We start from the raw sequence: 21835 nt of genomic DNA, 5'->3' as shown, positions 1-21835 counted from the left end.
AAGAAGGGCCGAGCGGTAGATTTTGGACGGGAGGCCTTGCTTTTGAAGTCAGTCATCCAGGCGCAGCATCATGCGCCGTTCATCGTAGAAACGATTTCCGACGCGGATGGCGCGCGCTTCGAGGCCGTTTTCCTCGAATCCAACCGATCGATACAGGCCTTCTGCGCGAAGGTTCTCCGTATGTACGCAAAGATGGATTTGCAGTACATGAGTCTCGCGAGCATGAGCAATCGCAGTTTCAAGCAAGCGTCGAGAGATACCTCGGCCACGCCAGGCTACATCCACAAATACGCCCCACAGCATGGCCCTATGAGCAACTTGCGCAAGCGCCTCGCGCCTTAAGCCAGTCACGCCAATTAACTCAAGGTCGTTGAACGCGCCGAAGACAATCTGGTGGTCGGTCTTGCGGATTCTCTCAATGACCGCTTCGAGAGTGGCGCGTGCTTCTTCCTCATAGGTCGGCCATAGCGCCGCCGGGGAATCCTGAATGGCTTTCAGACGAAGCGCGCGGAAGGCCTCTGCGTCATTACGCGTCAAAGGTTTGATGACTACCTGAGTGTCGTCCACCTGTGGTCTTTTAAGAGCGTGCATTCTCATTCTATCAACCGGTCCTGGCGCTTCGATCAGTCTTCGAGTTCTTGACGAAGGCGGAAATCGCCTAAGCCACGCGGTCTGCTAAAGGAAGACCGGGCTTGCTATAGGCGGCGATGTTTTCATCTAGGGCCTGCGCGTGGACGAGAGACCGAAGTGTGCCACAGGAGTGGAAACGGGAAAATGACTTCGATAGACCGCGTGCAAATCAGATGCCAGGGTTATCGGACTGTTGCGCCCGCTGCGCAAGCAATCCTTGAAAGGCGTGCCGGATGCGCTCTACAGCCACCGTCTTGTAGGGAAACTGCTGGTTTCTCCCGTGCACCAGCATGCTCGCGTTGGCTTCAAATACGACGACGGCGCCGTCGCGGTCTAGCGCGCAGTCGATGCCGAAATAGTCCAGGCCGATCGTCTCACGAATCGCCCGCAGCGCCGCTTGCTGCGCCTCACCGAACGCCTGCCATGGATCGTCGAGAAACGCCCGCTCCTCGTCTTGCATCCACGTATGAGTGGCCATGCTGGTGCTCACATGATGGACTTTCCACTGATCGTCGATGGCGAGGTGATACGGCAGAATTTCGTCGCCGACGTAAAAGAACCGGTATTTGCGGAAGTAGCCATCTTCCGCCTGGTAATCGACGAACGCGCTGAGGTAATAGCTGCCTGGCTCATGTCCGCTAAGGAAAGCCTGCAATTGGGCAGGGTTTTCCATCTTTTCGAAGTTGTCGCCGCCGTGCGTGCCGGCGGGCCGCACCAGCAACGGAAACGCTGGCAGGTCGGGCGAAGCGGAATTGAGCAGAGCGCGCAGGTCGGCGGACCGATAGAGCTGCGTTTGCGGCACGCGGCAACCGGCCAACGGCGCCAGGCGCTGCGCGATCGACTCACGTCCGGTGCCTGCAATCAAGTGCGGAAGGTTGATGACAGGTGCGCCGATGCGCTCTGCCAGCGTTTGCGCGGGCGCGAGGAAGGCTTGACCACGATCGACATCGGAAATCAGATTGACGACGACGTTGGCGTAACTGCGCAGACGATCGACGTCATAATCCATATCCTGCAACAGCGTGAAAATATTGCTTTCAAAGCGTGCATGCTCGATCAGATATTCGATGGGCGTGTTGCCGGCGCTGGGACCGAATATGAACAGTGCACGGAAATCCGGCGGCATGACGGCGGCCGGCACGGTGACGAGCGGCTTGAGTTGTATCGCACGACGATAGGTTGCGTCGGCTTCACGCGCGAGGCCCAGCGCCTGCTGAAAATTTGCCACCACGTGCAGGATCGCGGCATCATCGGGCTCGTGCTCGAGCACCCGCTTGAAATGATCGAGCGCGTTTTGGCGACGCCCCACGCAAGCATGCGCGAGCCCGAGTTGGCGATGCACGGCGGCATGATCACCGGGGCGGCCCAGCAATGGATTCAGCCAGCGGATGGCTTCATCGAAGCGCTTCTGCCGGATCAATACCTGGGCGAGTCCAAAGCTCGCATTCCAGTGATGCGGGTCGAGACTCAGCGCTTCGCGATAGTGACCCTCGGCCCGTTCAAAACGGCCTTCCTGATGATCGGAAGAGGCAGCGGAAAGAAGTTGTTCAATGGGCATGTTCAAGGAGCGCAGCAGGCGGTGTTATGAATGAAATGTAGGCGAGGCGGGAAAGCGAGCTGATGCGGTTCGGGTATCTGGCGGTGATAGGAAAAACTTGCCGGACGAGATAAGCGCATCGAGCATAGCAGCGCAACGTGTCACGCCGATAGTGGGCATGGGAGGAAGACTTACCGCTAATTACGAAGAGGGCGCTTTGTAACGCTGCGTAAGCGGAATCTTCCTGCGAGCATTCAACCGGCTTTCAAAGTTCTGTGCATCTTCGGACTTCGTTGTAGCGCCTTGCCACATCACGCAAGGCTTACGCATTCAGTTATACACAATTGCTCCCGATTAAACAGGTAATCAGTGATCCATTCCGTTACGCGCCGCCGTTTGATCCTTGGTCTGCCGCTTCTGCTGGCGATTGACGTTACCCGTCCTCTCTACGCAGCGGACTCGCCGTTAGCCGATATCGAACGCCAGCACGGTGGACGTCTCGGCGTGTTCGCCATCGATACCGCTTCAAGTCGAACCCTCGCGTATCGCGCCGATGAACGCTTTCTGATGTGCAGCACCTTTAAAGGGCTTCTGGCGGCGCAGGTGCTTGCGCGCGTCGACGCCGGCAAAGAGCGTCTCGATCGTCTCGTGAATTACACCGGGAAGGACCTCATTTTTACCTCTCCCGTGACGAAAGCGAACGTTGCACAGGGCGCCATGTCGGTGGGCGCGTTGTGCCAGGCTATTGTGGAAGTCAGCGACAACACGGCTGCTATCCTGTTGATGAAAAGCGTGGGCGGTCCTGCTGCCCTGACGCAATTCGTTCGGAGTCTTGATGATACGGTCACGCGCTCAGACCGGTATGAGCCTGCCTCGAATCAATACAGCGGTGTGCTCGATACGACGAGTCCCAAAGCCATTATCGGAGCGGTAAGCCGCATTCTGTTGGGTGATGTGCTAAGCGCCCAATCGCGCACGCAACTGGAAAGCTGGATGATCGCCTGCAAGCCCGGCCTTAACCGGCTTCGCGCCAGTTTGCCTGCGGATTGGCGAGCGGGCGACCGGCCCGGAACCAGCATCGAAGCAGAAACGAATGACTATGCGATCGTGCGTCCGCCAGGGCGCGCCCCGCTTCTCGTCGCCGCGTACTACGACGCGCCTCATGTCAGTATGGATTCGCGCGAGGCGGTTTTGCGCGAGGTGGGGACCGTGTTTGTAAATTGGGCGGCCGCCGCGACATGAGGCGCACGCGCAGGCGGTCGGAAGACCGCCCTGGCGAGAGATTGCAGAAGAACTCAGGCGCCTGATGAGTCGGTACGTGCCTCGATTGCACGAACAACGGCCGCCATGTCCGCGCGTCCATGTCCAAGCGCCAGGGTCTCGCCGTAAAGCGCGTAGCAGATGTCGAGTAACGGCGACGCTACCTTGGCCTCTCTGGCGGCCTCGGCAATAAGCCGGTTGTTCTTTAGCACGTCCGTAATCGAAGCCTGAACCTCGAAATCACGGTTCACGAGCTTAAGGACTTTGACACGTGAGACGCCGCTTGCCATCTGTCCCGCATCGACGATGGAGCGAAACTGCTGCATGTCGAGTCCGTGCCGCTCGGCGAAATGCGCCGCTTCCGCAAGACCGGTGACCGTGGTGATCAGGAACAGATTGACCGCCAGTTTCATCAGGAGTCCGTTCGGAACCGGACCGCAGAGCATCGTTTCATGGCACATCGGTGCAAGTAGCGGACGCACGGTTTCGACGGCGGCGCTCTCGCCCGCGAGCATCGCCACGAGTTGCCCGGCCTCGGCGGGTTTGCGCGAGCCGGAGACGGGCGCTTCCACGTAGTCGCCGCCGGCGGTGCGGATTTCGGCGCCGAGTTCGCGCGAGTATTCAGGCGAGGTCGTTCCCATGTGGACGACGATGCGCCCTGCGACATGGGTGCCGAACTGTGGCGTGCCGCGGCCCAGCACCGTATTGATCGCCTCGTCGTCGGCCAGCATCAGGATGACGACGTCTGCTTGCCGGAATACCTCCTCAGGACTCTTTGCGACGCTGGCGCCCGCTGAGCGCAACGGTTCGAGTCTGTCTTCGGAACGGTTCCACACGATGAGCGGCGTGCCCGCGCGGGCCAGATTGAGCGCCATGGGTTGTCCCATGACGCCCAGACCGATGAATCCAATCTGCATGGATGCCTCCATCCTTTGCTGTAGCCGCGCATGCGGCATGGCCGGTTTCGCCTTGCGCGAGCAGCAGCGTCGTGCCGGCGGCGTCAACTTGAGATATTAATTGGACACGGCGTGCGCCGTCTTGAACGATTGTGCGGGCGAAAACCCAATTTTCACCCGCCGTGGCGTGGATTCACCAATGCGGCGCCGCATCCCTGAGCCGGTTGTCCCGGTGCTGCCGAATGATCAGGAGCATTACGAAGATCACGAAGGAACTGAATGTGACGATGATCGTCGTGATGGAGACGTGAAACCAGACCATGACGGTGTAGAGGCACAGCGTGACGAGAATCGAGAGATTCTCGTTGAAGTTCTGCACCGCGATCGAATGACCGGCGGAAAGCAGGACGTGTCCGCGATGCTGCAGCACGGCATTCATCGGCACGACGAAGAACCCGGACAGAAAGCCGATACCCGCCAGAAACGCGCATGCCACCGCAATATATGCCGGCACATGATAGACGCCGACGCGCAGCATCCACGCAGCCGGAACCAGATCGCGCGAGAAGAACGCCATCAACAGGATCGACCCGCCGATCGCGAGTCCCACCGGTAACGTATTCAAGGCCTTGCGCAGGGGCACTTTCGCGGCGGCGACCACCGCTCCGATCGCCACGCCAATGGCGACGAACGCCTGCAAGATCGACGCCTGCGATAACGACAGCCCGAGCGAATGCTGCGCCCACTGCAACACGATGAACTGCAGGGTCTGGGCCGCGCCCCACAGAAGCGTCGTGACGGCGAGAGAGATCTGCCCGATACGGTCTTTCCATAGCACCGAAAAGCAGTTGGCAAAGTCTTGCGCGAGCCGGATCGGGCCGTGTTGCTGCGGCGGATAACGCACCCCCGTATCCGGAATCCGCAGATTAAAGACGGCGGCGATCACATAAATGACCGTGATGATCAGAATGGCCGCTCGCGGGGCGTGGCCGGTGAACGGCATGCCGCGGTGCATGATCTGCTGAACGATGTGCGGACTGATCAGGATGCCGCCGCATACGGTGCCGAGCACGATGGACAGCACTGTCGTGCCCTCCATCCAGCCATTGGCGGCAACCAGCCGGTCCGGCGGCAGAAGCTCGGTCAGAATGCCGTATTTGGCAGGCGAATACGCGGCCGCCCCGAGTCCGACGATGCCGTATGAAATCAGCGGCGGCACGCCGGCCAGCATGGCCACGCAGCCCACCACCTTGACGAGGTTGGTGCCGAACATGACGCGCCCCTTGGGGAAGGCGTCGGCGAAGGCCCCCACGAAAGCGGCCAGCGCCACATAGGACAGCACGAAAAACAGCTTGAGCACCGGCGTCATCCAGGGCGGCGCATGTTGCTCGGCGAGAAGGGCGATCGCTGCGATCAGCAGTGCGTTGTCGGCAAGCGAGGAGAAGAACTGCGCGGCGATGATCGTGTAGAAGCCTCGTTTCATGCGCGTCCGGATTCAGACAAGCAGGGCTTGCTGAATGTATGAGTCGTAGCGGATGAGGCGGTTTTCATGTCCGTTATTTCTCTCGTTGATGCCGCCTGCCGTAATCGCCGACGCGGTAAAACACAGCCACGGCCGCCGTGGCCACGGCCGCTGACGTGAGGTCTTTCCAGTAGGGAATATCGACGCCCGGCTGAAGAATTTGTACAAACAGCGTCGCTAGAAGCGCTGCAACAAAAATCCGGGCATCGCGCATAGTGCACTCCCATCGGATATCAGTGCCGTTGGGCATGATACCGCATGCCATGCGGATGATTGTCGAAGTGGCCGTGTTACGGCCATGATCGAAGCCGCGACGACGCGGCGTAATGCGACGTCGGCGCGCGTTAGCAAGGCCCGTGGGCCCGCTAACGCGCCGCACTGAACGGCAAGAGCCGGTTCAGTTCGAAACGTATGCCACGTATGGCCCAGTGCCGCCGCCCGAGGATGTTTTGCCCGCGAAGCCGTAGTACACGTGACGCCCGTAGAAGAACGGCAGACCGAAGTCCAGCGTACCGCTCGAAAAGGCGCCGATATCGTTGAACGCATTGTTGCCCGACGCGCTCAGTGTGAGGCCGTTCGCAATATTGAAGCCGACGCTGGCGGTGCTCGCACTGCCTGTGAACAGCGTCGCCATGCGGCCCACCGTCGTGGCCGGGATATACAGCGAACTTTCGTTGCTGCTGGCGTGATCGATCGAGGTGTCGCCGAAGAACATGGCCGTCGATCCGGAATCGAAAAACGCGCCGTCCTGCAGCGTGGCGCCGTTGAAGGCGGCCGTGAAGTTGCCGCCCGAGTCGGTGGGAATCAGCGTCGCGCTGGTTCCCTGCAACGCGTTGTTGCTCTGCGTGTCGATGCCGAACACCAGTGTGCCGCTTCCGGTGGCAGCGCCGCTATCGGCCACCTGCGCCATCTCCAGAATCAGGCCGTTGTTGTCTTGCGTGAACATCGCGGCGGGATTGGCGACCTGCTTCGCGATCGGTGCAGTCGTGACATTGCCCGCGCTCGTGTAATAGAACTGGTCTTGGGTGGCGAGCACGCAACCGATGCCGCAGTCCTGCACGTTCGGGCCGACCCCGAGGATGCCATTCGCACCCAGCGCGGCCGGCGCCGTCAGTTCCGTACCGGTGACGCAGGGGCTTGGCGGCGGGGCCGTCAGCGCCGGGTCGGCCATCACGAGAATCGGCACCTGGGTGGCGATTTCGCTGCCGAGCTTCACGTTTGCCTGATGCACCGTGCCCCATCCATAGGCGCTGACGAACACCGCACATTCGGCGAGCGGCAGGCCAGAACCGCTGTCCGTCACCGGTGCGAATGCGCTGAACGTGCTGTCCGGAATGACCGAGCGGAACAGCCGCAACCCGTATGAACCCGTGTCGAGCAGCACGTTCGGAATCGTCGTGCAGTTGCCTGTGGTCGCGCTGCCGCTGCCGCACACGGTGACACTGACCATCGGCTGATTCGGGATGCCGGTGTTGGATACCGTGACGGGTATCGCATTGGTCGAGTTCACGGCCGTGGGCACGGCGGACGCGTCGACGGCCAGCGCGTTACTGGCGGCGGTATCGGGTGTATTGCCGACGGGACTGCTTGTCGTGCTGGGGCTGTTCGATGAATTGGTCGCGGCCGGCGCGGAACTATTATTGCCACCGCCGCCGCCGCATCCGGCGACACAAAGACCGAGCGTCACGGCGATGATCCATGCAATCTGGCGCATGTTGTTTCCTCTTCTAATTGTTCCGGGCAATTTATTTGATGTCGTCGGCGCTGACGCCCTGGGGCAGGGCGCGCGGCAGATACGCCCTGCCGGAGAACGCGCCCATGTGGCCGCCGGTTTCGACGACGAGCGCCGATTGATGCACGGCGGCCGGTCCGTGACCGCCTCCGTTGGCTGCGTGCACCGCGGCGAGGCCATCGACATAGGCGGGGAAGTAGCTTCCCAGGAGCGTCTGCAGCGGCGCTTGCGTCGGACCATGCCAGCTCAGGGCGAATACGGTGTTGTTGGCCGCCACGTACTCGTTGACGACAGTGCCCGAGGGGAGCGTGGTCTGGTTCACGGTGAAGCTCGCCGCGGCGCTACCGGATGCCGCTGTGAGTTGCGCGGTGCCGCCGGTGCCGTTGCTTGCGGCGTGGGCCTTCATTGCGTAGGTGGGCGCGCTTCCGAGCGCCGCGTGAGCAGGCGTGAGCGCGGCGAGATCCGTGGCGAGCACGGCGAACAGCATCAGGTTGCGAAGGTGGCCTTTTGTCATTTTGTTCGTCGGTGTTTTGAAAGCGTGTCTGCGATGTGGCGACACCCTGGTGGCGGTCGCTCAGGCCGATCATACCGGCGAATTCACCGATTGAACTGACGAATAGAAGTGGTCCTTGGGCGTTGTTGTCGAAATAGGAAGTGGGCGAAAGGGCGCGCTTGAATCGGGCCGTCCTGGCGGACCAGGGCTAAACGTTGGCGCATCCGCGTGACTCGCAAGCCCGTAATTGAGGATGTAAGGCATCGGAGCCACTTAGGCGGCGTCTGCGGTGCTACCCGATATGCGTCCGCCTATACGACAAGACGGAACTGACTTCATGATCACGAACCCGATTGTTCATCCGAAGATAGCGATTCTGGCCAGCATGGCGGTCGGCGCGCTGACGATAGCCGCGTTGGCGTTGCGGCCCGAAACGGGCGGTCAACCCGCAGATCCATCCGGGTTCCGGCAAGGCGATGCGTCGTCGGCGGGCGCGCCGGATCATCCAAGGCCGACGGCGTTGGCGTCCGGCAAGGTCGCCGCGCAGAACCAGGCGGACGCGCATGTGACGCAGGTTCTCGATGCGGTTCGAGCGAGCCTCAACCACGGCGACCTCGCCTCCGCGCGAGTCTTGTTGGGCGCGCTCGGTGCCGAGCGGGCTTTGTACCGCGACGACCCGCGGGTCATGGCGTTGCAGCGGGAATTGCAGGCGCGCGAACAGGCGAGTGGCGAGGCGCGGGCCGTCGAGCCGTCGGCGTCGGCTGCGTCGTCACGGTCGGGGCGGGCGGCGCGGTACGCCGGACGCTATGAGCATCGGTATGGTGCATCGTGGAGGACCGCCGGGCGGGCGGGTACCTCTCCTGATTACGTCGCCAATGCACGCGCGCCGCAAACCGGGGCAGCAGCGGCCCCGGCGGCGATGCGCTCCGCGCCGTCCGTTGTTCCGGCGAACGCCGAGATGAACTTCGCACCGCGGCTGACGTTCCCGTCCGAGGCGCAAGCGCCTTCGCCGGCCCCTGCGCCTGCTTTGGCGCAGGCGTCGCAGAGCGGACAGGAGGTGCAGGGTGTGCAGAAGGCGCAGTCAGTGCCTGCATGGACGCCACCGTCGAGCTCAGTCGCGCAGGAGCCGAAAACGCGTGCCGAGGTCCGCATGGAATTGGAGCAGGCTCGCGCGGACGGCGCCTTGCCGCGTTTCGGCAATCCCGATCCAGCCGGACCGGGCGGTGCATCGAGCCGCGTCACGCATCCTTTGGTCGTCAACTGGTAGCGCTTCGAGTAACGCCATGCAACTTGGCGTGGCTTGGCGCAGCGCGCGCTGTCTCCGCAGAGCGCGACAAACACGGCCTCACGGCTTGAGCGTATCCGTGTCGGGACAGCTCATCCGCATGGCCGCGCTGACATAACTGAGCAGCGCGCAAAGCCGATATACATGAAGCCGTTGACGCGGCGAATGCGCGTGTAATCGTTTGATCCGCATCGTCTTAGCCAAAGCGGTAACCCGCGCCCCGGATGGTCTGGATCACGGGGCGTGCGCCAAGCGCCGCCACCTTTTTGCGCAGCCGTCCCACATGCACGTCGACGAGGTTGGTGCTGGGATCGAAGTGGATACCCCACACCGCTTCGAGAATCATGGTGCGCGTCAGTACCTGGCCCGCATGCCGCATCATGAATTCGAGCAGGCGAAATTCGGTGGGCTGCAGGTTCTCGGCGCTCTCCTGATGCGCCATCTTGCGTTTGATGAGGTCCAGTTCGAGTTCGTCGATCCGCAACACGGTTTTGGGGTTGAGGCGGTCGGGCCTTCTACGCAGGAGTACTTCCATTCTGAGCAGCATTTCCTCAGGCGAAAATGGCAGGCATAGATAGTCGTCCACGCCGGCGCGCAATCCTTCGATGCGTTGCTCAACGTCGGCGGTTGCGCTGAGCATCAACACCGGCGTATCCATGCCGATGCCGCGTAGCGTCGTGACGACGGCGAGGCCATCGAGATCGGGCAGCGTGCGTTCGAGAATCACGGCGTCGTACTGTCGCGCCATCAGACGTGTGACGCCGGCGCGGCCCGACAGGGCCACGTCGACGCAAAAGCCGCTTTGCTTCAGCGTCGGGACAAAGCTGCGCGTGACGCGTTCGCCACCTTCGATGGTCAAGACATTTCGCATGGGCTGCTCTGCGTTCAGATGCACGGGTTTCTTCGCAGGTGCGGGTCCGAATGATTCGGCCACGTGTCCATTGCTAATCGTGCGAGCAGCGATGGACCTGTTCGTAGGCGCTAACACGGCCAGTGCCTGATTTATTCCCCCGTCGGTTCCTGTGTGACAAGGTTTTGTACGCCAACGAAATTTTTCTCGCTTGGCACGTGTTTTTTCACATTGCCGGGAATAAAAGACTGGCCGGATGGGTTCTCCCATACGTAGGCTGACCCAAACTCACCGGAGTTCATCATGAAGAAAATTGCCTTTGCTGTTCTGTCCGTCGCCGTGCTTGCCTCGTCCAGCGCCTTCGCAGAAGGGAAGACTCGCGCGCAGGTGTATCAGGAACTGATCGAGGCCCAGCAAAACGGCCTCAACTACGTGACCGACTCCTCGTATCCCGAAGTCAACCCGATTTACGCCGAACAGGTGGCGCGCTTGCAGCAACAGGCCGCGGCTTCGTCGGCAAACGCCAGCAAGGTCGTCGGCGTTTCTGCATCGAATAGCAGTACGAATTAAATTTGCAGAGATTTTCTGGCCTGCTGAATTTGTTTTTTTGAGCTTTTTGGAAGCAGAGCATACTCGACGCCGTTCCGATGTTCGCCGTGATGAATGCGTCATCTCTTCACTATCAATCAGGAGTTCGAAATGAAAAAGATTGCCATGATCACCATGTCGGTTGCCGTGCTTGCCTCGACAGGCGTTTTCTCGAATGCTTTCGCACAGGAAAAGACCCGCGCCGAAGTGCGTCAGGAACTGATCCAGGCTGAGAACAACGGTTCGCGCTTCGTGACCGACGCGTCTTATCCCGACGTAAGCCCGATCTACGCGCAACAGGTCGTCCAACTCAAACAGCGCGACACCAGCGGCGTTGGCGCGGCCATGTCGGGTTCCAGCAATAGCGGCCAGCCCGACACGACGAACCACAAGGCGACGGCCGATACGTGCGTCGGTCCGGTCGATTTCTGCACGCCGTTCTTTGGTAGCTGAGATACGCGCGTGCCGAAAACCTGACCAGCTACGCGCTTGGTCACAGCGCAGCGTCGGGTTTGCCGCACTTGCGTGTTTTATTCGTCGAGTTTCTTATTTCACGTGGAGTAGTCTTCCGGACGCCAACTTCAGAGGCGTGACACATGAAACCGATGCTCGGATTGCTGGCGTTGTTTGTCGTAGCGACGCTCGTCACGCTCTTTTCGAGCGGCTACGGCGAAGGGGTCGTCCGTGCGGCGGGCTATGTGGCGACGCTTGCGCTAGGCGGGGTAATCGCTCTATTGATCCAAAGCTGGAAAAACCGGCGGGCAAGTGCTCGCCCGCCGCGTTAAGGTTTTAGATGGGTTTTAGGTGGTTTCATGCACCTGAGCTTCGCAGGGCCACGGCCCTTGACTTGCGAGCTCGTGCGTAAGTCCTACCGGTCGGATGTCGTTTTTCCCTGGTGGTAGCGGCTGATCGGCACTTCACTGTCCTTTTCCTCCCGCCTTCATTTCCCATGCTATCGCGCCCTGCGCGGCACGCGTATTGCGTATGCAGCCTCGTCGACACTGCACATCTCGTGACATGGCCCGCATTTTGCAGTAGAGGAGAGTAGCCGCGAGAAGCTGGCTCATCATTCAAGGAGCTCACATGAACGAAGACCAGATTAAAGGCGTGGCCCTCAAGGCCAAAGGCAAGCTCAATGAAGCGGTCGGTAAAGCAACCGGCAACCGGTCGCAGGAACTCAAAGGCGATCTGCAGCAGGCCGCGGGCGGAATCCGTCAGTCCTTCGGCAAGGCCAGGGCGCGGATCAGGAAGACGCTCGGCTAAAGCGATGCTCTGGAGCGTCGTTGCCGATCATCGCCAGATCGACCGATTGATTTAACTAAAACACCCATCACCACAAAAGAAAGGAATCAACCATGCGTCGCCGACAATTCATCCTCTCGTCCAGTGCTGCGCTCGCTGCCAGCGGTCTCGCACTGGCTGGCTGTACGACGACTCCGCCGTCATCCGACACCGGGGCATCACAAGACGCAGGCAAGCGTCAGACTATCAACGCCGGCGTCGATTCGACACTCTCGCGCCTGTTCGACACCGTGCACGGTTCGCGCGAACTGGTTGCCAAGGCGCAAGGCGTGTTGGTGTTCCCGTCGGTTATCGCGGCGGGCTTTTGGGTGGGCGGTCAGTATGGCCAAGGCGCGCTGCGCGTGGCTGGACGTCCTTCGGGGTACTACAGCATTGCTGCGGGATCGTTCGGTCTGCAGATCGGCGCGCAATCCAAGGCAATTGTGTTCCTGTTCATGACGCAGGACGCGCTCACCAAATTCCGCGAAAGCCAAGGCTGGGCTGCAGGCGGCGATGCAACGGTGGCCGTGCTGAAGGTAGGCGCGAACGGCGACATCGATACGTCGACGGCAACGAGCCCGGTGCAGGCATTCGTGATGACCAACGAAGGGCTGATGGCCGGCGTTTCGCTGGAAGGCTCGAAGATTTCGCGTCTGGTGATCTAACTTCAGGCTGTGGGCGAATGCGGCTGTGAGCATTCGCCAAAGAAACGAAGATGCAAAAAAACGGCGCCGGGAGAAATCCCGGCGCCGCTTTTTTATCCGCTGAGCCGAATGACGTTGCTTTCGGCTCAGCCCATCCAGACAAAAAGCATCTGATTCAATTCGAAGGCCTAACTTGCTGTGCGGTCATTTCGCCGTGATTTGGCAGTTAGTGCGCCGCACGCGCCGCTGCGATGATCGCGGCGGCGACTTCAGTCGGCTTCGACAGCATCGCCACGTGGCTCGAATCCACCTTCACTTCGGTCGCGCCGATCTGCTGCGCCATCGCTTCCTGCAGTTGCGGCGGGATCATGCGATCCTTCTGCGTCACGACGAACCACGACGGCTTGTTTTGCCATGCGGGCTGCGTTACCTTGTCGTCGAAACAGCCGGCAAACAGCGGACCTTGCGTCGCCGCCACCAGACGCGCTTGCGCCACCGGCAGATCCTGCGCGAAGTCGTGGATGACGGCATCGGTCGAGAGCGTCAGATAGCCTGCCGAGTCCTTTTGCAGCGAGGCGGCCCATTCGGGCGCCGGCTTGCCCTTCAGCAGGTCGTTGATAGACTGGTCTTTTTGCAGCGCAAAGGCGGCGACGTAGACGAGCGCCTTGACCTTGTCGTCGTTACCGGCTTGCGTGATGACGGCGCCGGCCCACGAATGGCCGACCAGGATCACCGGGCCATTTTGCTGCTCGATCACGCGGCGCGTGGCGGCCACGTCGCCGTCGAGCGAGTTGAGCGGATTTTGCACGGCCACGACGTGCAGGCCTTTGGCTTCCAGCAGCGGAATGACTTTGTTCCAGCTCGATCCGTCGGCGAACGCGCCATGCACCAGCACGACATTCTTGCCTTTGAGATCGTCGGACGGTGCTGCGGCGCTGGCAGGCGTCAGCGCGCTGATCGAAAGAAGGCTGCCGAGCATGACTGCGGCGCCCAGACATTTTTTGAGCAGGGTATTCATAATAGAGTTCTCGTTGAGAAGAGTTAGGACGGAGTGAAGGATGCGCCGATCCGCCGCGCGGCAATATCGGTCGAATGACCGAGGGCCGGATCATGGGGCGCCCGGCGGCCGTGTGCCTGCCGACGAGCAACCGCGAGACAGAACTCAAACAGGTCGACATACATGGCAGACGTTTCAACCATCCGTGCGCTGGACGCCGTCAAGGCGCTGGCCTTCATCGGCGACCTCAGCATGGGCCAGCCGACGGATCATTCGCTGCGCACCAGCTGGCTGGCCGCGCGGCTGGCCGCCGAGGCCGGCCACGACGATACGCAGTGCAGCGTCGTGCAGGAGGTCTCGTTGTTGCGCTGGTCGGGCTGCACGGCGAACGCGGCGGGCTTTTCCGAATGGCTCGGCGACGATATCGGCGGCCGCGAGGCGATGCTTGCCATGCGGCCGGGTTGGAGCGGCGACTCGGAAGCCGAGGGGCGCTTCGAGGCGACCATCCAGCCGCTCGCGCAGATTCACTGCGAGGTGTCGGGGGAAATCGCCCGCATGCTCGGTCTGAAGGACATGACGCAGACGGCGTTGCGGCACATCTTCGAAACATGGGACGGCGGCGGCCTTCCCGAGCGGCTGAACGGCACGCGCGTGCCGCAGGCCGTGTTTCTGGTCGGACTCGCGAGCGATCTGGAGATTCTTAGCCGCGTCTATGGGCTGGACGGTGCGCAGAAACTGATCGCGCAGAAGGCGGGACGCCAATACCCGGGAGAGTTGTCGCGCATCGCCTGCAAGCAGGCCGGCGGCTGGCTCGAGGAACTCGACCAGCAAACCGCCGTAGGCCGCGACGCGCCGCTCGATGCATTGCCGATGCAGGAAGGCACCGCGCCCGAAATCGTCGCGGATGTGATCGACCTGAAGCTGCCGTGGATGGCCGGCTATTCGCGGCGCGTGGCCGAGGCGGCAGCGGGCTGCGGCACGCGCCTCGGCTTCGACGAAGCGGTGCGTCAGCGAATCTATCTGGCGGGACTGATTCACGGCATGGGACGCATGGCGGTGTCGAATGCCATCTGGAACACGCCGGGGCGGCTGTCGCCCGCCGCGTGGGAAAAGGTGCGGCTGGTGCCGTACTGGACCGCGCGCGCCGGCAAGCAGATCGGCGCGCTCGCGCAGGAAACGGAGATCGCCTCGCAGGCTTACGAGCGGCTCGACGGCTCCGGTTATTTTCGCGGCGCGAGCGGCGCGGCGATCGGGCCGGAAGCACGGGTGCTGGCGACGGCGGCATGCTGGGTCGCGTTGCGCTCGCCGCGTCCGTGGCGCGCCGCGCTATCCGTCGACGAGGCGGCGAAGCTGCTCAATGAGGAAGCCATCAAAGGACGCTTCGACGCAGGCACGGTGGACGCGTTGCTGTCTTTCGAGAAAGACGGTCACGAGCCGGCGGCCGATCGAACCCGCGCGGCCCGCGCTTCGTTGCTTTCGCCGCGCGAATCCGAGGTGCTCAAGCACATCAGCCTCGGCGCGAGCAACAAGGAAGTGGCCCGCACGCTGCAGATGAGCCCGAGCACGGTGCGCACGCACGTGGAAAGCGTGTTCCGCAAGCTCGAGTGCTCAACCCGGGCGGCGGCTACCCTCAAGGCATCGACGCTCGGGTTGATCTAGACACTTAACACTTAAGCCGACGTTATTGCGTGCCTTCCGGGAAGTCCGCGCCGACGGTCGTGGCTTCCCACGTGTCGAAATCCTTGCGCATGAAATCGAGCTTCTTGCGCGCCAGTTCGAGCGCAGCCTTGCCGAGCAGCAGGCGCAGCGGCGGCGAGTCCGAGAGGGCGGCGTCGATGATCGCCTGGGCGGCGCGGACCGGATCGCCGGCCTGGTTGCCGCTGCGCGCCGCGGTCTGCTTGCGGCGCTCGCCGGCCGTGGCCGCGTAATCGTCGATCTGCGTGGCGGACTGCTTGATGGACGGCCCCGCCCAGTTGGTGCGGAACGGTCCCGGTTCGACCAGCAGCACGTCGATGCCGAGCGGCTTCACTTCGGTGGCGAGCGATTCGGAAATGCCTTCCACCGCGTATTTGGTGCCGTGGTAATAGCCGGTGGCCGCAAAACTGGTGATGCCGCCAATCGACGACACGTTGACGATCAGCCCGCTGCGCTGCTTGCGCATGATCGGCAGCACGGCCTTGGTCATGTCGACGAGGCCGAACACATTGGCCTCGAACATCTCACGCACGGCCGCATCCTCCCCTTCCTCGATGGCGGCCAGATAGCCGTAGCCCGCATTGTTGACGAGCACGTCGACGCGCCCAAAACGTTCTTTGGCCTGCGCGACGGCGGCTTCGACCTGGGCGTGCTGGGTGACGTCGAGCGGCAGGACCAGCGCGCGGTCGGCGTGGCCTTCGGCGATGTCCTTCACCTTCGACGGGTCCCGCGCCGTGACCACCGCGCGCCAGCCGCGCTCCAGCACCAGTTTAGCCAGTTCGCGGCCGAAGCCGGTCGAGCAGCCTGTAATCAGCCAGACGGGATTATCTCGATTCATCATTTGGGAATCTCCTGTTCGATATGCAGATGCAATGGGAGTGGAAGTGCCGCGCGGCGTTGCCGGCCGCGAGGTGCACAGGGTAAAGGGGCGAAAAACATGCCTGACCGGAGGCTTTCAGGCCGTATTGTCAGTGCCGACTCCCACCGGCTTGAAGAGCACATGCGGGCAGGTGGCCTGAACGGCGGATCTACGGAGTCAGCGGCAAAGTTGCCAGATCATTGTCGCTGATCTCGCGTTTTGGCGTGGTGAGGCTGCCAGGCCGGGATGGCGGTGCGATGCGGCGTGCTACAGGGAACGCATGTGAAATGCGCCCGACGCGGCGGCTCGGTGCAGTCAGGAAACGATCAGCAAGATCGCCGCGCACGCCACGATGATGAACAGGCAGGCGGCGGTCAAAACGTCGTAGGGATAGGTCATTTTGGGTAACCCTGAGCGTCGTGAATCGATGGCCGATCATAGGCCGATCCGCGTCGGGCGACTGTCAACGATTGCAAAATAAAGGCGTTATGTGGCATTTTTTGGCTTTCATATTGGTGAAGTCACATTCCTGCAGCGCATGTGAAGCGCACCGAAATGTCGTTTGAGCCGGAGCGGCGATTTCGCTCCAATGGAGCAATGGAGAGGTCAGCGGACGCGGCGATCGTGCTCGCGCCGGAATGCCTCGCCGGTTCGTCCATACGGAGTGTTTATGCCTACTTTTGCCGAATCGTTGTCCTCGCCACCGGTGCCTTGTTACCGGCGCAGCAGGGCTTCTTCCGACGGCTCGTCTATGTCCGAAGCGTGTGACGAGATCGTCGCCGGCCTGAGCTATCTAGCCCCCACCGACGAACGTCCGGTTAGCTACGCCTTCGATCCGCCCGCTGGCGTGCCGCGCGAAAACTGCGTCTACGTCACGCATGACATGCCGATCCTGGACGCGCGCGGCCTCGCGGGCGGCACCTCGATCGACCGCGAGGGTTTCGAGCTATGGGACGCCCCCAGCGCCGTCAAGGACTTCTTCGATGAGCAAGCCGTGCGCTCGATCTACTACGCGGAAGCGTCCGAACTCGCGCTTGCGGTGACGGGCGGGCAGCGGGCGCATGTATTCGATCATCTGGTGCGGCGGCGCGAGCCACAACGCGCGGCGCTGACCTTCGGACGTCGCGGCGCGGACGGCGTGGCGGCCGCCAACGGCCGCATCCATAACGACTACACGGAAGCCTCCGGGCGCAGCCGGCTGCATCGGGTTCTGATCGACCCCGCGGTGGCCGCGCGGGTGCGGCGTTACAGTATCGTCAACGTGTGGCGCTCGATCAAAGGGCCGGTGCTGGATACGCCGCTCGCTGTCTGCGATGCGCGCACGGTCCTCGCTGCGGATCTGGTGAGCAGCGACGTGCGGTACCCGCGTCGCACCGGCGAAATTTATGTGGCGCTGCATTCGCCGCTGCACCGCTGGGCGTACTTCTCTGCGATGGACCGCCACGAAGCATTGGTATTCAAGCAGTTCGACGCGCAACTGAGCGGCGTGGCGCGTTTCACGCCGCACGCGGCCTTCGATCACCCCCAGGCGCCGGCGGATGCGCCAGGCCGCGAGAGCATCGAGTTGCGCTGTCTGGTCGTGTATGAATGAGGAATCCTGCCCATGAGCACATTGACGCTTGATCCACGTTTGCCGGCAATCGACTTCTGGTTCGACTTCGGCAGCAACTACAGCTATCTGAGCGTGATGCGCATCGAGGAGCTGGCGGCGCAGCATCAGGTGACGGTTCGCTGGCGGCCGTTTCTGCTCGGTCCGGTGTTCAAGGCATTGGGCTATGACACCTCGCCGTTCGTAGTGCACAAGGAAAAAGGTGCTTACGTGTGGCAGGACATGGACCGGCAGTGCCGGAAATATGCGCTGCCGTGGCGCAAACCCTCCGCGTTTCCACGCCGCGCGTTGCTGCCCTTGCGGGTGGCGGTGCTGGGTGCAGACGAGGCGTGGGTGGGCGCGTTTTGCCGCGACGTCATGCGCCTGAATTTCGCGCAGGACCGGGAGATCGATACGCTCGAGGCGGTCAGCGAGGTGCTGATGCAGCGCGGCTTGCCGGCGCAACAGATCATCGACGCCGCGCTCGCGGACGCCAACAAACTGAAGTTGCGCGAGCAGACCGAGCGGGCCCGCGCGATGGGCATTTTCGGCGCGCCGACCTTTTTTGCCGGCACGGAGATGTTCTGGGGCAACGACCGGCTGGAGGACGCGTTGGTCTGGGCGGCAGGACGACTGCGCGCGGGCGGCTGAATCTCAGGCGTCGCCGGTCTTCGACTCGGATTCGATCCATGCGGCGACCTGGCGGACTGCGTCGCGCGGCTCGTCCTCGCCGTGAATCAGCCAGTAGGCGTGGCTGGTTTCGCTTGCTTCGAGCGCGGGCGCCAGCTGGATCAACTGCTGTGTCGCGAGCAGCGGCTGAATCAGTTCGAGCCGCCCGAGTGCGATGCCATGACCGGCAAGCGCCGCCTGGATCACCTGGTCGTACTGGTTGAAATGCAGGACGCCGTGTGGTTTCACGGGCGCCATGCCGTGCGCGGCAAACCAGCCGGGCCATTGCAGCCACTGATGCCGCGCGTCGTCGAATTCCAGCAGCGCGTGCTGCGCGAAGGCGCGCTCGAGACGCAACGTCTTGAGCCCGAGCGAGGGATGCGCCACTGGCGCAATCGATTCGCCGAACAGCCGCGTCGCCCCGCTGGGCGCGAGTGCAGGCGAGGTGTAGCGAATCGCCAGATCGATGCCGTCGCGGCGCAGATCGACGAGTCCGTTGTTGGCGCTGACCCGCACATCCACGCCCGGATGGCGCTGCTGAAAGCGGCTCAGCCGCGGCAGCAACCATAGGCCGGTAAAGCCGATGCTGGCGCTCAACGTCACCGGACGCGGCACGCCGCCGGTGCTGATTTCGCCGACGACATCCTGCATCTGTTGCACCGCGCCGTCCGCGCTGCGAAAAAGCCGCTCGCCCTCGGCAGTGAAGTGGATGGCGCGGTGGCCGCGCACCAGCAGTTTCACCCCAAGCTGTTCTTCAAGCGCATGAATCTGCCTGCTGACGGCGGATTGCGTAACGCATAGATCCTGCGCCGCCAGGGTAATGCTCATACGACGCCCGACCGCGACAAAGCCGCGAATCAGTTCCAGCGAGGGCAGGCGGACGAGCGGGATTGACATTCCTTGAACGCATGTGAAGTCTCGATGTGGGCTATTGGAGCACAGGCGCACGCGCCGTGCAATTCGAGGCGGGACGCATTCAATGGCGAGCAACTCCGTGCGCGCCTTTACCGTCCCTTGGATTCCCGCCGTGCTGGCGACCCTCCTGACACGACGTTGGCAGGAGCCCCTCCCTAGAATGAGCCGCAACATCACCTATGAGCCTTTCCCAGCAAGGGATTGCGGAGAACCAGCCATGAAGAAGACATATAGAGGCAGCTGCCAGTGCGGCGCGGTGCGTTTCGAGGCCGATATCGACCTCAACAATGGCCGTCGACGCTGCCATTGCTGGATCTGCGCGAGGCAGCGCGCGTGGGAGACGTTGGTCAAACCGGAGGATTTTCGCCTGCTGGCCGGCGAATCCGAGTTGGAAGACTATCGGTCCGCAACGGGCAGCGGACATCATCTGTTCTGCCGTAACTGCGGTGGTGCAAGTTTTGGACGCGGCTTTGTGGATGCAACAGGTGTGGAGTACGTATCGATTGCCGCGGGATGCTTCGACGATGCCAGTCCCGCGCTGACGCAGGGTATTCGCGCGCATGCGCGGTTCGACGCGGCGCGCTGATTGAAGCCCTATGCCGCTTCGCGCCGCCCGCTAACTGGCTAAGCGACCGCGTGCTTAGGCCATCGGGCAATCGTCAATTGTCGCCGTGCTGGCAGAAGCGGCGTCCCGGAATATGCGAAGCCATCGCCTGAGCGATTTCGAGCGGGGTGCTTTCGGCGGGCACCACGCGGCGGCATGAATCGGGCGTGTGCTTCATGGTCCATTCCACCAGCCGGTACGAGCGGCCCCATGGCGGCTGCAACGGATCCGAGACCGTGCAGGACTGGATCTGGCGCACCCAGTCGTGACCGGGCATGGACCGCAGATGTTCGAATACCGTGTCTTCAACCATGATGTGTGGTTTCCCTCGCAGGAATACGCTGCATCTCTCGCGACGCGCCGGCCCCATCCTCAAGATAAAAAAACGCCGCCGATGCTCAGGCGGCTCAACAGGGGATGTTGAGTCACATGGTTGCAGCGGAAAATTAAGCCAGACTTAAGAGCGCGTCATAAAAAGTGCGAATGTGCTCGGGCGGGTGCTTTCGCCGGCTCCGTGCACGCGGCAGAACGCGCATTCCTGTATGCGCGAACGCAGTTGTGACCCTCAAGACCGCGCAAAAATAGCCGTTATTAAGGCGGTTGGGGCCGCCGACCCCGCTCCGCCCACGGGCTGTCTTCCCTAAAACGTGACCAATCCCGCCCAAACACCGCTTTCCGACCGCCTGCGCGCGCTTGTCGATACCGTGCAGCACAACGAGCGCACCTTGCGGCGCTTTCAGGATGTGGAGTTGCGCCTGATCGGCGCGCAGGATTTCGCTTCGTTTCTGGACACGTTGTTTGTGCATTTGCCGCAGGAGTTCGCGCTGGCGAGCGTGACGCTATGGCTCGACGATCGCGCGCCGATGCTGCGCGATCTGCTTGATCACGCAGCGCTGCGTGCACTCGACGCGCCGCATCTGAAGGTTAGCCGCGCGGGCGGACTGGCGGCGTCGCGCTTATGCGGGACGGGGCGGCCGTGGCTCGGCCGTGTCGACGAGATGGATGAGGTGTCGCGGGCGACGTTTTTCGATCTGCCTGCCATGCCGGCCAGCGCGATCGTGCTGCCGCTGGCGGCGGGCGGCAAGGTGTCCGGCTATCTGTGTCTCGGCAGCCAGGATGCGGCGCGGTTCGGGGTCGGCATGGCGACTGACATTCTCGAACGCTTCGCCAGTATTGTCACAGCCAGCCTCGATAATGTCGCGCACCGCGAGCGCTTAAAGCAGATGGGCATGACCGATTCGCTGACCGGTCTCGCCAATCGCCGCTATTTCGACGAACGCCTGCGCGAGGAAATTCAGCGTGCCGCGCGTTATTCGGTGCCGGTGGCGTGCCTGTTTATCGATGTCGATTGCTTCAAGCGGATCAACGACACCTACGGCCACCTCACCGGCGACCGCGCGCTGGCAGCCGTCGCGGCGTGTGTGCGGCAGCAGGTGCGGCTCGGCGACACGCTTGCGCGCTACGGCGGCGAAGAGTTCGCGGCGCTGCTGCAGGGCGATGGCACCGACGCGCTGATCGCCGCCGAGCGCGTGCGCCATGCCGTCGAGCGACTGGATCTGCAGGACGACCACGGCGAGCGGATTGCATTGACGGTATCGATCGGCGTGGCGGCGCGCACGATCAAGGGCGCCGCGCACGACGCGGCCGCGCTCGGTCAGGCGCTGATCGAGGCCGCGGATCGCGCGATGTATCAAGCGAAGCATAACGGTCGCAACCGCGTGGAAGTGCTTGCCGATTGACGTTTCAGGCCATGCGTCGGCGCAAGCGGGGAGCCTGAAGATCAACTACCG

At 62.4% G+C, this 21835-nt stretch carries 26 protein-coding genes; 13 read left to right on the top strand and 13 right to left on the bottom strand.

Annotated elements, in window-relative coordinates; genetic code table 11:
* Nucleotides 1-48 precede the first annotated feature (48 nt).
* Both FQ755_RS31400 and FQ755_RS31395 read right to left on the bottom strand, forming a co-directional pair.
* Entirely contained in the window at nucleotides 49-591 is a 543-nt protein-coding gene (locus FQ755_RS31400; protein WP_144160347.1) for a GNAT family N-acetyltransferase, read from the bottom strand.
* A 208-nt stretch (nucleotides 592-799) separates the two neighbouring features.
* Complete coding sequence (locus tag FQ755_RS31395; protein WP_260858960.1) at nucleotides 800-2188, bottom strand: tetratricopeptide repeat protein; 1389 nt, start codon at nucleotides 2186-2188, stop codon at nucleotides 800-802.
* 348 nt (nucleotides 2189-2536) lie between these two features.
* On the opposite strand from FQ755_RS31395, the gene bla reads away from it, so the two are divergent.
* Nucleotides 2537-3409, top strand: coding sequence for a class A beta-lactamase (bla, locus tag FQ755_RS31390; RefSeq protein ID WP_144160341.1), 873 nt, complete (start codon nucleotides 2537-2539; stop codon nucleotides 3407-3409).
* Nucleotides 3410-3462: 53 nt separating this feature from the next.
* Here bla and FQ755_RS31385 read toward each other — a convergent pair whose 3' ends face one another.
* The 5 genes from FQ755_RS31385 to FQ755_RS31365 form a co-directional block, all read right to left on the bottom strand.
* Entirely contained in the window at nucleotides 3463-4356 is an 894-nt protein-coding gene (locus FQ755_RS31385) for an NAD(P)-dependent oxidoreductase (RefSeq protein WP_186308708.1), read from the bottom strand.
* Nucleotides 4357-4516: 160 nt separating this feature from the next.
* A complete protein-coding gene (gene lplT, locus FQ755_RS31380; RefSeq protein ID WP_144160335.1) occupies nucleotides 4517-5806 on the bottom strand; it encodes a lysophospholipid transporter LplT in 1290 nt (429 codons plus the stop codon).
* 73 nt (nucleotides 5807-5879) lie between these two features.
* Nucleotides 5880-6059, bottom strand: a complete 180-nt coding sequence (locus FQ755_RS31375) for a hypothetical protein (RefSeq protein WP_144160332.1) — start codon at nucleotides 6057-6059, stop codon at nucleotides 5880-5882.
* Between the two features lie 183 nt (nucleotides 6060-6242).
* Nucleotides 6243-7559 carry a DUF3443 family protein gene (locus FQ755_RS31370; RefSeq protein ID WP_144160329.1) on the bottom strand — a complete coding sequence of 439 codons (1317 nt, stop codon included), beginning with the start codon at nucleotides 7557-7559 and terminating at the stop codon, nucleotides 6243-6245.
* Nucleotides 7560-7590: 31 nt separating this feature from the next.
* Nucleotides 7591-8091 (bottom strand): DUF2844 domain-containing protein, encoded by a 501-nt coding sequence (locus FQ755_RS31365; RefSeq protein WP_260858948.1) that lies wholly within the window; start codon nucleotides 8089-8091, stop codon nucleotides 7591-7593.
* Nucleotides 8092-8407: 316 nt separating this feature from the next.
* On the opposite strand from FQ755_RS31365, the gene FQ755_RS31360 reads away from it, so the two are divergent.
* Nucleotides 8408-9337: a DUF4148 domain-containing protein gene (locus tag FQ755_RS31360; protein WP_186308707.1), complete on the top strand. Its 930-nt coding sequence runs from the start codon at nucleotides 8408-8410 to the stop codon at nucleotides 9335-9337.
* 214 nt (nucleotides 9338-9551) lie between these two features.
* On the opposite strand, the gene FQ755_RS31355 is transcribed toward FQ755_RS31360, so the two are convergent.
* Nucleotides 9552-10226, bottom strand: a complete 675-nt coding sequence (locus FQ755_RS31355) for a response regulator transcription factor (protein ID WP_144160323.1) — start codon at nucleotides 10224-10226, stop codon at nucleotides 9552-9554.
* A 282-nt stretch (nucleotides 10227-10508) separates the two neighbouring features.
* Between FQ755_RS31355 and FQ755_RS31350 the strand changes: the two genes are divergently transcribed.
* The 5 genes from FQ755_RS31350 (at nucleotide 10509) to FQ755_RS31330 (ending at nucleotide 12739) form a co-directional block, all read left to right on the top strand.
* Nucleotides 10509-10775, top strand: a complete 267-nt coding sequence (locus FQ755_RS31350; protein ID WP_144160320.1) for a DUF4148 domain-containing protein — start codon at nucleotides 10509-10511, stop codon at nucleotides 10773-10775.
* A 144-nt stretch (nucleotides 10776-10919) separates the two neighbouring features.
* Complete coding sequence (locus FQ755_RS31345) at nucleotides 10920-11246, top strand: DUF4148 domain-containing protein (protein WP_409937789.1); 327 nt, start codon at nucleotides 10920-10922, stop codon at nucleotides 11244-11246.
* Between the two features lie 143 nt (nucleotides 11247-11389).
* Nucleotides 11390-11578, top strand: coding sequence for a hypothetical protein (locus tag FQ755_RS31340; protein WP_144160314.1), 189 nt, complete (start codon nucleotides 11390-11392; stop codon nucleotides 11576-11578).
* 298 nt (nucleotides 11579-11876) lie between these two features.
* On the top strand, nucleotides 11877-12056 hold the full coding sequence (locus FQ755_RS31335; protein WP_144160311.1) for a CsbD family protein: 180 nt from the start codon (nucleotides 11877-11879) through the stop codon (nucleotides 12054-12056).
* Nucleotides 12057-12148: 92 nt separating this feature from the next.
* Entirely contained in the window at nucleotides 12149-12739 is a 591-nt protein-coding gene (locus FQ755_RS31330; protein ID WP_144160308.1) for a YSC84-related protein, read from the top strand.
* A gap of 205 nt (nucleotides 12740-12944) precedes the next feature.
* Here FQ755_RS31330 and FQ755_RS31325 read toward each other — a convergent pair whose 3' ends face one another.
* Entirely contained in the window at nucleotides 12945-13736 is a 792-nt protein-coding gene (locus FQ755_RS31325) for an alpha/beta fold hydrolase (RefSeq protein WP_144160305.1), read from the bottom strand.
* Between the two features lie 162 nt (nucleotides 13737-13898).
* Here FQ755_RS31325 and FQ755_RS31320 point away from each other — a divergent pair, with 162 nt between their 5' ends.
* Nucleotides 13899-15374 (top strand): HD domain-containing phosphohydrolase, encoded by a 1476-nt coding sequence (locus tag FQ755_RS31320; RefSeq protein ID WP_144160302.1) that lies wholly within the window; start codon nucleotides 13899-13901, stop codon nucleotides 15372-15374.
* A gap of 22 nt (nucleotides 15375-15396) precedes the next feature.
* On the opposite strand, the gene FQ755_RS31315 is transcribed toward FQ755_RS31320, so the two are convergent.
* Nucleotides 15397-16251, bottom strand: a complete 855-nt coding sequence (locus tag FQ755_RS31315) for an oxidoreductase (protein WP_144160299.1) — start codon at nucleotides 16249-16251, stop codon at nucleotides 15397-15399.
* A 187-nt stretch (nucleotides 16252-16438) separates the two neighbouring features.
* Complete coding sequence (locus tag FQ755_RS31310) at nucleotides 16439-16708, bottom strand: hypothetical protein (protein WP_144160295.1); 270 nt, start codon at nucleotides 16706-16708, stop codon at nucleotides 16439-16441.
* Nucleotides 16709-16809: 101 nt separating this feature from the next.
* Between FQ755_RS31310 and FQ755_RS37660 the strand changes: the two genes are divergently transcribed.
* The 3 genes from FQ755_RS37660 to FQ755_RS31300 are packed head-to-tail and all read left to right on the top strand — an operon-like array spanning nucleotide 16810 to nucleotide 18508.
* The gene (locus FQ755_RS37660; protein ID WP_186308706.1) at nucleotides 16810-17037 is read left to right on the top strand and encodes a hypothetical protein; all 228 of its coding nucleotides are present in this window, start codon (nucleotides 16810-16812) and stop codon (nucleotides 17035-17037) included.
* Nucleotides 17021-17860, top strand: a complete 840-nt coding sequence (locus FQ755_RS31305) for a CmcJ/NvfI family oxidoreductase (protein WP_144160292.1) — start codon at nucleotides 17021-17023, stop codon at nucleotides 17858-17860. Before FQ755_RS37660 ends, FQ755_RS31305 begins: the two co-directional genes overlap by 17 nt.
* A gap of 12 nt (nucleotides 17861-17872) precedes the next feature.
* Entirely contained in the window at nucleotides 17873-18508 is a 636-nt protein-coding gene (locus FQ755_RS31300) for a 2-hydroxychromene-2-carboxylate isomerase (RefSeq protein WP_144160289.1), read from the top strand.
* Between the two features lie 3 nt (nucleotides 18509-18511).
* Here FQ755_RS31300 and FQ755_RS31295 read toward each other — a convergent pair whose 3' ends face one another.
* Complete coding sequence (locus FQ755_RS31295) at nucleotides 18512-19423, bottom strand: LysR substrate-binding domain-containing protein (RefSeq protein WP_144160286.1); 912 nt, start codon at nucleotides 19421-19423, stop codon at nucleotides 18512-18514.
* A 178-nt stretch (nucleotides 19424-19601) separates the two neighbouring features.
* Here FQ755_RS31295 and FQ755_RS31290 point away from each other — a divergent pair, with 178 nt between their 5' ends.
* Nucleotides 19602-20027: a GFA family protein gene (locus tag FQ755_RS31290; protein WP_260858947.1), complete on the top strand. Its 426-nt coding sequence runs from the start codon at nucleotides 19602-19604 to the stop codon at nucleotides 20025-20027.
* A gap of 73 nt (nucleotides 20028-20100) precedes the next feature.
* Here the strand turns inward: FQ755_RS31290 and FQ755_RS31285 are convergent, their stop codons facing one another.
* Nucleotides 20101-20358: a DUF2866 domain-containing protein gene (locus FQ755_RS31285; RefSeq protein ID WP_144160283.1), complete on the bottom strand. Its 258-nt coding sequence runs from the start codon at nucleotides 20356-20358 to the stop codon at nucleotides 20101-20103.
* Nucleotides 20359-20692: 334 nt separating this feature from the next.
* Here FQ755_RS31285 and FQ755_RS31280 point away from each other — a divergent pair, with 334 nt between their 5' ends.
* Entirely contained in the window at nucleotides 20693-21784 is a 1092-nt protein-coding gene (locus FQ755_RS31280) for a sensor domain-containing diguanylate cyclase (protein WP_144160280.1), read from the top strand.
* The last annotated feature ends 51 nt before the right edge of the window (nucleotides 21785-21835 follow it).

Source organism: Paraburkholderia sp. BCC1885 (genome assembly GCF_900996235.1).
GTDB lineage: Bacteria > Pseudomonadota > Gammaproteobacteria > Burkholderiales > Burkholderiaceae > Paraburkholderia.
The sequence above is the reverse complement of the archived record's forward strand: the minus strand, read 5'-3'. Positions and strand labels throughout refer to the sequence as shown.